This is a genomic window from Cryobacterium levicorallinum (assembly GCF_004402405.1).
In the GTDB taxonomy this organism is placed as follows: Bacteria; Actinomycetota; Actinomycetes; order Actinomycetales; family Microbacteriaceae; genus Cryobacterium; species Cryobacterium levicorallinum.
The window spans coordinates 1-12,701 of sequence record NZ_SOFE01000021.1; the positions used below are offsets into that span (position 1 = coordinate 1).

The 12,701-nt window shown below is 67.4% G+C and carries 9 protein-coding genes; 4 read left to right on the forward strand and 5 right to left on the reverse strand.

Annotated features, from left to right (window positions below):
- On the reverse strand, positions 1 to 458 hold a 458-nt coding region (locus E3O11_RS10105; RefSeq protein WP_134495528.1), incomplete at its 3' end, for a DUF222 domain-containing protein.
- A 57-nt stretch (positions 459 to 515) separates the two neighbouring features.
- The gene (locus E3O11_RS10110; RefSeq protein ID WP_092452389.1) at positions 516 to 818 is read right to left on the reverse strand and encodes a hypothetical protein; all 303 of its coding nucleotides are present in this window, start codon (positions 816 to 818) and stop codon (positions 516 to 518) included.
- Positions 819 to 942: 124 nt separating this feature from the next.
- Between E3O11_RS10110 and E3O11_RS18760 the strand changes: the two genes are divergently transcribed.
- The gene (locus E3O11_RS18760; RefSeq protein ID WP_373866168.1) at positions 943 to 1,155 is read left to right on the forward strand and encodes a GNAT family N-acetyltransferase; all 213 of its coding nucleotides are present in this window, start codon (positions 943 to 945) and stop codon (positions 1,153 to 1,155) included.
- A gap of 101 nt (positions 1,156 to 1,256) precedes the next feature.
- On the opposite strand, the gene E3O11_RS10115 is transcribed toward E3O11_RS18760, so the two are convergent.
- The 3 genes from E3O11_RS10115 to E3O11_RS10125 all read right to left on the reverse strand — a co-directional run bounded on the left by E3O11_RS10115 (position 1,257) and on the right by E3O11_RS10125 (position 4,551).
- Positions 1,257 to 1,763 (reverse strand): SRPBCC domain-containing protein, encoded by a 507-nt coding sequence (locus tag E3O11_RS10115; protein WP_092452531.1) that lies wholly within the window; start codon positions 1,761 to 1,763, stop codon positions 1,257 to 1,259.
- 85 nt (positions 1,764 to 1,848) lie between these two features.
- Positions 1,849 to 3,450, reverse strand: a complete 1,602-nt coding sequence (locus E3O11_RS10120; RefSeq protein WP_092452392.1) for a phytoene desaturase family protein — start codon at positions 3,448 to 3,450, stop codon at positions 1,849 to 1,851.
- 135 nt (positions 3,451 to 3,585) lie between these two features.
- Positions 3,586 to 4,551: a LysR family transcriptional regulator gene (locus E3O11_RS10125; protein ID WP_092452395.1), complete on the reverse strand. Its 966-nt coding sequence runs from the start codon at positions 4,549 to 4,551 to the stop codon at positions 3,586 to 3,588.
- 156 nt (positions 4,552 to 4,707) lie between these two features.
- Between E3O11_RS10125 and E3O11_RS10130 the strand changes: the two genes are divergently transcribed.
- The 3 genes from E3O11_RS10130 (at position 4,708) to E3O11_RS10140 (ending at position 12,698) form a co-directional block, all read left to right on the forward strand.
- On the forward strand, positions 4,708 to 8,289 hold the full coding sequence (locus tag E3O11_RS10130) for a proline dehydrogenase family protein (protein ID WP_092452534.1): 3,582 nt from the start codon (positions 4,708 to 4,710) through the stop codon (positions 8,287 to 8,289).
- A gap of 122 nt (positions 8,290 to 8,411) precedes the next feature.
- Complete coding sequence (locus E3O11_RS10135; RefSeq protein WP_092452398.1) at positions 8,412 to 9,434, forward strand: 3-oxoacyl-ACP synthase III; 1,023 nt, start codon at positions 8,412 to 8,414, stop codon at positions 9,432 to 9,434.
- Positions 9,435 to 9,659: 225 nt separating this feature from the next.
- The gene (locus E3O11_RS10140) at positions 9,660 to 12,698 is read left to right on the forward strand and encodes an alpha/beta fold hydrolase (RefSeq protein WP_241994696.1); all 3,039 of its coding nucleotides are present in this window, start codon (positions 9,660 to 9,662) and stop codon (positions 12,696 to 12,698) included.
- Positions 12,699 to 12,701 lie beyond the last annotated feature (3 nt).

Consider the following 12,701-nt stretch of genomic DNA (forward strand, 5'->3'; position numbering starts at 1 on the left):
ATGGGGGTGCGGGATCGCGCCGACAGGTAGGTGTCGAAGAGGGTGTCCATAACACCGCGGAGTTCGGCGGTGACGTCGGCGCGCAGCGGGTAGAGCCCGTTGCGGAGCAGGCCGAACGTCAGTGTGCTCTTTGCCTCGACGGCGTCGTCTCCCGGGGCGGTGCCGTCGGGGTCGAGCCGGCCCTGCCACTCCATCGCCTGCGCCCGCAGCATGTCGGGAGCGAAGCGGATGCCCGCGCCCGGCAGCCCCGCAGTTTCCGGCGTGATCGCTCCAGTCGCCGACGCGACCAAAGCGCGTTCGACGCGGTCGAGGTCGTCCGGACCAACCCGGCCCTGCAATGCGGTCAGGGCGGTGGCGATGATCTCCGCCGATTCCACCCCGAGGTCGCCGCTGACGAGCCCGTCGGCGATGACCGAGTACCGGGCGGGGACGGGCAGGCCAAGAGGCGTGCGCTCCACCGTGGTCTCGCCGAGCTTCAGGCGACGTTTGGCCTCACGGCCGGAGATGCCGGCGAGCTAGGTGATGAACTCGACCCAGTTGCGGCATCCGTTCTTGAACGCGAGCGACCCACTGCCGAGGTCGGTTTCGGCACGGGCACCAATGTCAGTGGTCGCCCGTACTCTTGCACCATCAACCTTGCGACCCAGCCCTTCCAGGGCCGCGAGCACCGCGACAGCCTCGCTGTCGTGGAGTTGACCAAACCGCACCCCGTCGAGAACGGAGGTCAACAATGCACCCGCCTGCGCAGTCACCGCGACCCGAGAACCCTCGTACTCCGGCATCGAACCGGCTGCTGCGGGCGGGGCGGTGAGGGTCATGGCGTCGGTGCCTCCTTCACCCCTAATTATGGCCGAAAGAGCACCTGAAAGCGAGAGATTCTCAGTAATATCATAAAGATTTTTCAGAGTTGTATACGACCTTCGGGAGCGGGGTGCCGCCGCCCTGCTCGCTTACGGCTTCGACGACGTGGGGCTGACCCAAATCTTCGCCGAAACGATGACCGTCAATGCAGGATCTCGTGCAGTGATGAGTCGCCTCGGCCTGACCTATCTAGGCACTCGCGACGAAGGGATCGCCGGCCCTATCCCCGGCTCCGACCAAGGCAATGTCGATTATGCAATCACGAGAGACCACTGGGCTGCGGGCGCGCGCTGAGGAAGCCGCCGAGCCAGCAGTGCCAGGCACCGGACGTCGTCGCAACCCCGGGTCTGCGCCGTGAGGCCGCAGACCCAGAGCAATTCGCCGAACGTTAGCGTTCAGGCGGTGCGAGCAGGAACGATCAGGTCCTTGTAGAACTGGGCGTGCGCGGGGTAGTAGTGCTCCCACTGCGGTAGCGGCAGACCGGCGCGCGAGGCCACCAGGCGATCGAGGTAGTAGTCCCATCCGGGGCCAACCGTGGAAGCTTCCGACGGGCTCCGCAGGCGCTGCCCGAAGGTCAGGTTGGTCATGCCGTCGCCCTCGACCAGGTGGAACATGGCCCGCCAGGAATCCTCACCCTTGCCGAAATCACCGTTGAACCGGTGCGGAGCCTGGCATTCGCGAACGCTCACGTACTCCCACTTAGCATCGGGTTCGGCGGTCATCTTGAACTTGACCGCTCCGGTGGCCGGCGAACCGGTAAAGGTGCCGATCCACTTCTCCAGCTCGGCCGGGCGGGTCAGGCTCGCCCAGACTTGTTCGATCGGCGCATTGAAGAGCCGATTGAGCATGAGGTACAGGCCGTCCTCGCGGTGAACGAGACGACCGGTGGGCTTGGCTGACATGGTGACCTCCACTTTGAGTGAAACGCGAGTCTTCTCTCAGGCTAGGCCACTTTCAACCCGTCGGCTACAAGCGTTGATCCGTCTACTACGCACCCTCGAGCACGGCCATCGCGGCGTTGTGGCCGCCGAGCCCGCTGACCCCGCCGCCGCGCCTCGCACCGGCCCCGCAGATCAATATGCGCGGATGCGAGGTGGCTACTCCCCAGCGCTCGGCTGGCGTGCCGCGCGGCTCGTCATCCTCGAGGAACGGCCAGGACAGCCCGCCGTGAAAAATATTGCCGCCGGGCAGATTCAGCGCCTGCTCGAGGTCGAGCGTGGTCTTGGTTTCGATGCAGGGACGACCGGCAGCATCCGTCATTAAGAGGGGTTCGATCGGCTCGGCCAGCACCGAATTGAGCGAACGCAGCACTGCGGCCTGCAACTGCGCCCGCATCTCGTCGTTGTTGGTCTCGGTGAGCGCGCGATGGGGCGTGTGCAGGGCGAAAACGGTGAGCGTGTGCGCCCCGGCCTGGGCGAGTTCGGGCGAAAGAATGCTCGGATCGGTCAGCGAATGACAGTAGATCTCGCACGGCAAAACGGAGGGAATCTCTCCGGCCAGCGCCTGCTCATACGCGGCCTGCAATTGCTCGTACGACTCGTTGATATGAAAAGTGCCGCCGAACGCGGCCTCGGGCGCGACGCTCGCGTCCAACAGTTGCGGCAACCGGGTCAGCAGCAGGTTGACCTTCACCTGCGCGCCCTCCGGCTTTTCTATTACAGCGGATGCCGTTTCTCCAGCGCCCAGTAGCTCCCGCAGCGACCAGGGCGCGACGTTCGCCAAAATCACCCCGCCGTGCGCCCTCTTGACGCGACCCTCCTGGAAGTACTCCACGGCTCCATCGGCGCTGACCGATGTGACTTCAGCCCCGACTTCAAGTCGCGCGCCGGCAGCGCGGGCCGCCCGCTCGAACGCCCCGGTCACGGCGCCCATGCCGCCGATCGGCACGTCCCAGTCCCCGGTTCCATTGCCGATCACGTGGAACAGGAAGCAGCGGTTCGCGTCGAGACTGTGGTCGGCGAGGCTCGTGAACGTTCCGATCAGCCCGTCGGTGGCCACGACGCCGCGCACGAGGTCGTTCTCGAAGCGGTCGCTGATGGTCAGGCCGAGCGGCTGCTCGATCAGCGCGGTCCAGAGCTCGTCGTCGTCGACCAGCCGCTTGGCCTCCGAGCGGGTGAGCAGCGGTTCGCAGACCGTGGGGAACACGGCGCGCGCCAGTCGAGCGGTGTCCTCGTAGAACGCGTTCCACGCGTCGAAATCGGCCGCAGCCCCGATGCGCGCGAACGAGTCCCTGGTCGCCGCGGCGTCGCCGTGATCGACCAGCAGCCCGGCTGCGCTGTCAGCCGACGCGCTGCCAGTAGACGCGACGCCCGGCATCGGCGTATATGACGAATACCGCCGTCGGGCGAGTTCAATGTCGAGCCCCAGCTCGCGAATGATTCTGGCCGGCAGCAGGCTCACCAGGTAGGAGTAGCGCGACAGGCGCGCATCGACGCCGGCAAAGGCATCCGTTGAAATGGCAGCGCCACCGACCTGCGGCTCCCGCTCGAGCACGAGTACGCTGCGTCCGGCTTGGGCGAGGTAGGTGGCGGCGACGAGGCCGTTGTGGCCGCCTCCGATGATCACGACGTCGTGTGTGGGTTCGCTCATGCGCCGAGCCTACCCACCGGCTCCGTGTCACCCCGCGCCCACGTCTGCACGCGAAAGCGGGTAAACGGTTGCTTCGGGGGTGCTGAAGCAGCACTTGACCCGCTCTCGCAGGAGGAGGAGGAGGAGGGCGGCCCGCTACACCGGCGCGAGGGGCTCGAACGGGCGCGGCGGCTCCAGCGGGTCGGATTCGGTGGGCTTTGCCACCTTGCTCACCGCCCGGTCGAGGGCGCCGCGCACCGCGACCACCCCCGGCCGCTGCGCGCTCGACCGGCGCGCGGCCGAAAACAGGGTGCGATGCGGGGTGCCCGGCAGATCGTGCAGCTGCACGGCCGGCATCCGCCCCGCCCAAACCAGGTCGGGCAGAATGCCCACCGCATTGCCCGATTCAATCAAGCGGATGTGCGCGATCAGGTCGGCGGTCTCAAACCGAACGTCCGGTTCGAACCCGGCGGAGCGGCAGAGCTGCGTGGCCCATTGCCGCGATGCTGTGCCGACAGGTTCCATCACCCAGGGCAGCCCGGCGGTCTCCTCCAGCGTCGCCGCACGCACGCGGCCCGAGCTGGCATCTTCGGGCGGCACCGCGAGCCGCAGCGCATCCGTGGCCAGATTGACCCGGTCGAGGTCGGGCCAGTGCGCGCGAGTATGGCCGGGGTACTGCTCGGCGAGTACGAGGTCGAAGTCGCGCGCGGCGACCTCGAACAGGCCACGTTCTGGCTCGCGCTCGGTCACTTCGACGCGCAGCGCCGGATAGTCTTCCGCCAGAAAGGTGAGCGCCCGGGGAATCACCGCAAGGGCCGCCGACTGGAACACGGCCACCCGCACGGTGCCCGACACGGTCGTGGTGCTCGCGCGCAGGTCCGCTTCGGCGAGTTCGAGTCGCTCCAGCAGGTAGGTGGTGTGCTCGACAAGAATCTCGGCCTGCGGCGTGAGCTGCACCCGGCGGCCGACCTTCTTCAACAGCACGACGCCGGCCTCCTTTTCGAGCAGCGCGAGCTGTTGCGACACCGCCGAAGGGCTGTAGGCGAGGGCCTCGGCGACCCCGGCGAGGGTGCCGCGAATCTTCAATTCACGCAGCAGTCGCAGCCGCCTGACGTCCAGCATCCACTGCCCCTTACACCCATCAACCCACCGAAAACCAAATCATTAGAAATTGTAACGAATATCATGCATAAACAATTGCTTTTGCTAAATATAGGCTGGCCTCAGACTTGAAGCATCAGAGCCACCCACCGCGAACGAAAGACTAGTCTCGTGACCATGACCAACGCCTCCACCCGTCCCGCCAACGAGGATTTCAGTTCGGAGGTCGTCAAGCTCGTTAAGAAATGGCTTGACGAAAGTGCCACCATCCCAGCGGATGCCGCGGCCGAGCGGCTCGCCGGCGTGCTGAAGGACCCCAACGGCCTCGACTTCACGGTGGGATTCGTCGACGGCGTCATGCGTCCCGAAGACAAGATGGTCGCCGGCTACAGCCTGCAAAAGGTCGCCAAGAAGGCGCCCGGTTTTCTGCCCGCACCGATGCGCGCGGCGATCGGTCTCGGTGGAATGCTCGGACCGGTGCTGCCCTGGGTCGTCATCCCGGCCGCCCGCACCGTGTTGCGCCAGATGGTCGGCCACCTCGTCGTCGACGCCACCCCCGACAAGCTCGGCCCCGCGCTCGTTCACCTGAAAGAAGGCGGCAACCGCCTCAACATCAATCTGCTCGGCGAATCCGTGCTCGGCGAGAAAGAAGCGCTCGAACGCCTCGAAGGCACCAAGCGCATCCTCGAACGCACCGACGTGGACTACGTCTCGATCAAGGTGTCCTCGATCGCCAGCCAGCTCTCGATGTGGGCGTTCGACGAGACCGTCGCCCGCGTGATCGAGCGCCTGACACCGCTGTTTGAGTTCGCAGCACAATCCGCTACCCCGAAATTCATCAACCTGGACATGGAGGAATACCGCGACCTCGACCTCACCATTGCGGTGTTCGAGGGCCTGCTCGACCAGCCGCAGCTCGCCCAGCTTGAGGCCGGTATCGTGCTGCAGGCCTACCTGCCCGATGCCCTCAGCGCCATTCAGGGTCTCACCCACTGGGCCCAGAACCGCCGCGCGGCCGGCGGGGCCCCAATCAAGGTGCGCCTGGTCAAGGGCGCCAACCTCGCCATGGAGCACGTCGATGCCGCCGTGCACGACTGGCCGCTCGCAACCTTCGGCACCAAGCAAGACAGCGACACCAACTACAAGCGGGTGCTCAACTGGGCGCTCACCCCGCAGAACACGGATGCCGTCAAGCTCGGCATCGCCGGCCACAACCTGTTCGACGTGGCCTGGGCGCACCTGCTCAGCGTCGCCCGCGGCGTCGACGACAAGGTCGAGTTCGAGATGCTGCTCGGCATGGCGACCGGCCAGGCCCAGGCCGTGCGCAAGGACGTCGGCCAGCTGCTGCTCTACACACCGGTCGTCGACCCTTCAGAGTTCGACGTGGCCATCAGCTACCTCATTCGCCGGCTCGAAGAGAACGCGAGCTCGGAGAACTTCATGTCGGCCGTGTTCGAGCTGACCAGCAACCCCGAGCTGTTCGACCGCGAAAAGGCCCGTTTCCAGGCCTCGCTCGACGCGCTCGATGACCGGGTCCCCACCCCCAACCGCGTGCAGGATCGTTCGAGCAGCTACGACCTTGATCGCCTGGCCGCCGCCGCAACGGATGCCCGCAGCCACGACGCCGAGACCGCCGCCGACGACGACCCGCAACTGACCGGCGTACTGCTCGGTATCACCCGCGGCTCGGTGCCCACCCACTCGACGTTCCACAACGAGCCGGACACCGACCCGTCGCTGCCCGCGAACCGCGCCTGGGGCCGTCGGATTTTGGCCCGCGCCGACGCATCCGTTCTCGGTACCGAGACGGTCGAGGCCGCCGCCGTTGCCGATGAGGCAGCGCTGAATACGATCATCGACGGTGTGCTCGAAGCCGGAAACGCCTGGGGCCAGAAGACCGGCGCCGAACGTGCCGCCGTGCTGCACCGCGCCGCCCTGGCGCTCGCCGCGAACCGTGACCGCCTGATCGAGGTCATGGCGAGCGAGTGCGGCAAGACCATTGCCGAGGGTGACGCCGAGGTGAGCGAGGCCATCGACTTCGCCAACTACTACGCCGAACGAGCCAAAGACCTCGACCGGGTGCAGGGCGCCATCTTCGTGCCGTCCAAGCTCATCGTGGTCACCCCGCCGTGGAACTTCCCGACCGCCATTCCGGCCGGCGGTGTCCTCGCCGCCCTCGCCTCGGGTGCCGGCGTCGTGATCAAGCCCGCCGCAGTAGCCCAGCGCACCGGCGCCATCGTCGTCGAAGCGCTCTGGGAAGCCGGCATCCCGCGCGAGCTGCTCGCGCTGGTGAACCTGCCCGACCGCGATCTCGGCGCCAAGCTCATCGCGCACCCCGCGGTGAACCGGGTCATCCTCACCGGCGGCTATGAGACGGCCGAGCTGTTCCGTTCATTCCGTCATGACCTGCCCCTGCTCGCCGAAACAAGCGGCAAGAACGCCATCATTGTGACGCCGTCGGCCGACTTCGACCTGGCCGCCGCCGACGTGGTGAAGAGCGCCTTCGGCCACGCCGGACAGAAATGCTCGGCCGCGAGCCTGGTGATTCTGGTCGGATCGGTCGCGAAGTCGGAGCGGTTCCTCGGCCAGTTGGTCGACGCCGCGACCTCGATCAAGGTCGGCCCGGCGAGTGACCCGGTCACCCAGATGGGCCCGATCATGATGCCGGCCGACGGCAAACTGCTGCACGCGCTCACCACCCTCGGCGCCGAAGAACAGTGGCTGGTAGAGCCCCGGCAGCTCGATGAGACCGGCAAGCTGTGGTCGCCGGGCATCCGCACCGGCGTCACGCCCGGATCGTATTTCCACCTGACCGAGTTCTTCGGACCGGTACTCGGCGTGATGCACGCACGCAATCTGGAAGAAGCCATCCGCTTTCAGAATGCCGTCGACTTCGGCCTGACCACCGGACTGCACTCGCTCGACGCCGACGAGCTGGCCCTCTGGGTCGACACGATCGAAGCCGGCAACCTCTACGTCAACCGCGGCATCACCGGCGCCATTGTGCAGCGTCAGCCGTTCGGCGGCTGGAAGCGCTCGGCCGTGGGCGCCGGCACCAAGGCCGGCGGACCGAACTACCTGCTCGGCCTCGGCAGCTGGGTCAACGAACCCGGCCGCAACAGCTCGACGCTGCACCTGCGTGGCCTGGAGCAGCGAGTCACCGACATCATCGAAGCCAGCCAGCCGTTCCTCGACTACGCCGACTTCGACGTGCTGCGCCGCTCGGCCGTGAGCGACGCCCTGGCCTGGCGCGAGGAATTCAACGTCGTGCGCGACGCCACCGGGCTCGGAGTGGAGCGCAACCTGTTCCGCTACCGCGCGCTGCCGGTCACCGTGCGCCTGACCGAGTCGGGAACGCTCGCCCAGCTGCTGCGCGTGATCGCCGCCGCAACGCTGTCCACGTCGCGCTTCGACGTCTCGAGCACCATTCCGGTTCCGCCAGCCGTGCGCAATATCCTGGCCGACCGCGAGATTCCGGTGTTCATCGAAAGCGACGAGGAGTGGCTCGCACGGGCCCGCACCGGCGGCATCACCGCCAGCCGGGTGCGTCTGATCGGCAGTGACCCGGTGCTCGGGGCGCGGGAGGCGGCATCCGCTCTCGCCGAGGCGCTGGCCGGCAGCCCGGACATCGCGGTGTATTCGAACGCTGTCACCCAGGCCGGCCGCATCGAGGTGCTGCCGTTCCTGCGCGAACAGGCCATCTCGATCACCGCGCACCGGTTCGGTAACCCGAGCACGCTCTCGGACGGTGTGATCTAGCCCGTCTGCCTGTGTGCCCCGAGCGGGCACACAGGCCACGTGCGGTTTACATACAGTTTCGTGGGTCAAACTGTTAGGGGACGTATGATTACCGCTGTCCACAATTCGACAGGGGTTCACGCTTGAACGGAAACGCGACGACGACGCATCGAAACGTCGCCTTGTTGTCGGTCGCGAGTCTGATGGCGCCGCTGATCACGACGTCAGAAGAAATCGACCGACGGTTGAAGCCCGTATTGACGCGCCTCAAACTGCCGACCGGGCTGCTGCAGCGCGTCGCCGGTGTCTACGAGCGACGCAATTGGGGCCCGGACGAGACCTTCGATGACGCCGCGGTCAAGGCCGGCAAAATCGCGCTAAAAGAGGCTGGCATCAAGCCGAGCGACGTGGGCCTGCTCATCAATACCTCGGTCACCCGCAAGCACCTCGAACCCTCTGTTGCCGTGCGTATTCACCACGGCCTCGGCCTGCCGTCGTCGGCGATCAACTTCGACATTGCCAACGCCTGCCTCGGCTTCGTCAACGGCATGACCCTCGCCGCCCAGCTCATCGACAGCGGGCAGATCAAGTACGCCGTGATCATCGACGGTGAAGACGCCGACGAGATCCAGACCAACACGATTGACCGCCTCGGTCGCCCGGGTATCAAGCGCAAAGACTTCATGAGTGAGTTCGCCAGCCTCACCCTCGGCTCCGGCGCTGCCGCCGCCGTGCTCGGTCCAGCGGATGCCCACCCCGCCGGCCACCGCATCCTCGGCGGAGTCACCCGCGCGGCCACTCAGTTCAACGGACTCTGCGTCGGCAGCGTCGATGGCATGTTCACCGACGCGAAAGCGCTGCTCAAGGGCGGCATGGAACTGGTCGTGTCGGCCTGGACCGAGGCGAAGCGCGACTGGAGCTGGTCCAACATGGACCGCTACATCGTGCACCAGGTCTCGGACGTGCACACCAACGCCATCGTCAAGGCGACTGGCATGGACAAAACCAAGGTTCCGCTGACCTATCCGAAGCTTGGCAATGTCGGCCCGGCATCGATTCCGATCACCCTCTCCCAGGAGGCGTCGAAGCTGCAACCGGGCAACCGGGTGCTGCTGATGGGCGTCGGTTCCGGCCTCAACACCGCCATGATGGAACTCGTCTGGTGATCGTGTTGGCCTCCAGCCACTTCGTCCGGATGCCTCTGGGCACCGGAGCCTACGTTGCCGCAGGAGGTAGCCATTCGGTTGGCTGGGCTGGACGAGGCACCTCGCGAGGTGCCACCTTTGGCCCCATTAAATGACTGGACGAGCATCCGCTACACTGTCACGGCCAAGCAACCAGCAGCAGGATTTCGGTAGTCAGGTGCATGACCCAATCGGAGAAGAAACACTGTGACCACTTCCCGCGCAACCGCAGCTAACCGCCTTCCGCGCCTGGTGCCAGCCCCGGCGACACTCCCGCCGGCCGGACTGACGGGGCTCGACCCAGAGTGGTCGCGCCTGATCGAGGTTCCGGAAGGCAGCGCTGCAGGCGGCCTAGGGGGTGGGTTGGGCAGCGATTTGGGTGCCGCGGCAACCGGCAGCACGGCGAGTGGCGTGACGCACGGCTGGCACCTGCTCGACAATGGCCCGCAGCTCGACGCGCTCGGCGTGATTCCGGTCGGAACGATTCTGTGCGTGCACGGCAACCCGACCTGGTCCTACCTCTGGCGCGGCCTGCTGTCGTCGGCAACGGATGCAGCGGCGTCGGGTGCGCTCGCCTGGCGCGTGATCGCCGTCGACCAGCTTGACATGGGTTTCTCCGAGCGCACCGGAGGTTTTCGCCCACTGGCCCGCCGGGTGCAGGACCTCGGCGACCTCACCGACGCCCTCGACCTGGCCGGCCCGGTCGTCACCCTCGGCCATGACTGGGGAGGAGTCGTCTCGCTCGGCTGGGCCGTCGACCACCCCGAACTGCTGGCCGGAGTCATGCTGCTCAATACGGCGGTGCATCAGAGCGCTGGCGATCCGATTCCGGCGCCACTGCGGCTCGCCCTCGGTCGTGGAATTCTCGGCCCGGCGACCGTGGCGACGCCGGCGTTTCTGGCCACGACGCTGGCGCTGGCGCATCCGTCGCTATCGACCGAGGTCAAGCGAGGCTACCGAGCTCCGTATTTGACGAGCGCTCGACGCGGGGGAATCGGCGGGTTCGTCGCCGACATTCCGGTCGCACTGAGCCACGAAAGTCGGCCTGAACTCGACCGCATAGCGGAGGGCGCGCGCGCCCTCGCGGTGCCGACGCTGCTGCTTTGGGGTCCCCGCGATCCAATCTTCAGCGACCGCTACCTCGACGACCTGGCCCGGCGGATGCCGCACGCCCGCGTGCACCGGTTCGAGGGCGCTGGGCATCTGCTGGCCGAGGATGCGGACTACAGTGCTGCCGCGCTGCTCTGGCTCGGCGACGCTGTCGCGGTCACTCCCGACGATGCGGCTAATGCGGTCACGTCCCCCTCCCGGACTGGCGATCTCGGCAAGCTCGATCAGCGGATGGGAGCGTCCAGCACGCTGCTCACCGCCACTTCGGGCGCCGAGGCGGTCGCACCATCTCCGTTGGCCGAGACCGCCGTAGGGGGACCGCAAGCCGCGTGGGAAGCCGCGGGGACGCATCCACTTTGGTATTACCTCGACGAATTGCAAAACTCCGACGAGACCGCCCTCGTCGATATGCAGCCGGCCTCGCGCACCGTCAGCTGGCGCTTACTGTCGCGGCGCGTACGCCAGATCGCGGCCGGTCTCGTCTTCATTGGCGTCAAGCCCGGCGACCGCGTCTCGCTGCTGGTTCCGCCGAGCGCCGACCTCACCGCGGTGCTCTACGCCTGCGTGCGCATCGGCGCGATCGTCGTCGTAGCGGATGCCGGCCTCGGCCTGGCCGGCCTCACTCGCGCCGTGCGCGGCGCTCGTCCCGACTTCGTCATCGGCGCAGCTCCCGGCCTCATGGCCGCCCGCGCCCTCGGCTGGCCCGGACGCAAAATCTCCACGGCGCGCTTCCCGGCTCCGATGGCCGCGCTCCTGAGCATTGAGCAGACTCTCGCCGAGCTCGTGCAGTTGGGCCAGGCGCGCCTGGACGCCGACGACGCACTCCCGCCCGGCCCCGCACCGACCGACCCGGCCGCCGTACTGTTCACCTCCGGATCGACCGGCCCGGCCAAGGGCGTCGTCTACACGCACGGCCAGCTCTCTGCTGTGAGCAATGCCCTCTTTCTGCAGTACGGAGTAGGCGTCGGAACCGGTCTCGTCGCCGGATTCGCCCCGTTCGCCCTGCTCGGCCCGGCCCTCGGCGCCCGCTCGGTCACCCCCGATATGGACGTCACGGCCCCCAAAACCCTCACCGCCACCGCCGTCGCGGCCGCCGTGGCCGCCATCGACGCGACGGTCGTCTTTCTCTCGCCCGCCGCGCTCGTGAACGTCGTCGCGACCGCCGGCGCGCTCACCCCCGCCGATCACGCGGCCCTCGCCGGGGTTCAGCGTTTTCTCTCGGCCGGCGCGCCAATCTCCGAGAGCCTGCTCGCCCAGGCCGCGACGCTCATGCCGCAAGCGACCGCGCACACCCCGTACGGCATGACCGAGGGCCTGCTCATGGCCGACATCACGCTCGAGGGCATCCGGGCTGCCACTGCGAGTGTTTCCATGCCTCGCAGAGCGGATGCCGCAGCGCACGACGGCGAGTCGGACCCGTCCACTGCCTCACTGCCCGACACTGCGGTCTCGGCAAGCTCGACCGGCGGAGATGGTGAGGCCGCGCTCATTGCAACGTCGGCTGAAGTGAACCCGGCCGGGGGAGTCTGCGTCGGGGGGTCGACGCAGACCACGCGCATCCGGATCAGCGCGCTCGACGCGAGTGGGGCATCCGTTGGTGAGTTGTCGGAGCAGCCCAACGTGACCGGCGAGATCGTCGTGTCGGCGCCGCACGTCAAGGACCACTACGACCGGCTCTGGCTCACCGAACGGGCCTCGCGTCGCGGCGGGGTGCCCGGCGAACGCTGGCATCGAACCGGCGACGTCGGTCACCTCGACAGCGCTGGCCGCCTCTGGGTCGAGGGCCGCATGCCGCATGTCATCGTGACCGCTGGTGGCGTCGTCACCCCGGTCGGTCCGGAGCAGCGCATCGAAACGCTGCCCGACGTTGCTCGTGCGGCCTTCGTCGGGGTCGGCCCGGTCGGTACCCAGCAGCAGGTCGCCGTGATCGAAACCGTGCCGCCGGCCCGCAGCGTGCACCGGGCATCCGCTCCGCTCGCCGCCGCCGTGCGCGCCGCTGTCGGCTCGCCGGTCGCCGCGGTGCTCGTCGTGCCCGGACTGCCCACCGATATTCGGCACAACTCCAAGATCGACCGCAGCCGGCTGTCGCGCTGGGCCACCGGCATCCTCTCTGGCGGTCGCTGGACTAAGCCATGAGGG

Coding starts and splice junctions, on each gene's coding strand:
- E3O11_RS10110 (WP_092452389.1), bottom strand. CDS start 818: ATGACCCTCACCGCCCCGCCCGCAGCAGCCGGTTCGATGCCGGAGTAC.
- E3O11_RS10115 (WP_092452531.1), bottom strand. CDS start 1,763: ATGTCAGCCAAGCCCACCGGTCGTCTCGTTCACCGCGAGGACGGCCTG.
- E3O11_RS10120 (WP_092452392.1), bottom strand. CDS start 3,450: ATGAGCGAACCCACACACGACGTCGTGATCATCGGAGGCGGCCACAAC.
- E3O11_RS10125 (WP_092452395.1), bottom strand. CDS start 4,551: ATGCTGGACGTCAGGCGGCTGCGACTGCTGCGTGAATTGAAGATTCGC.
- E3O11_RS10130 (WP_092452534.1), top strand. CDS start 4,708: ATGACCAACGCCTCCACCCGTCCCGCCAACGAGGATTTCAGTTCGGAG.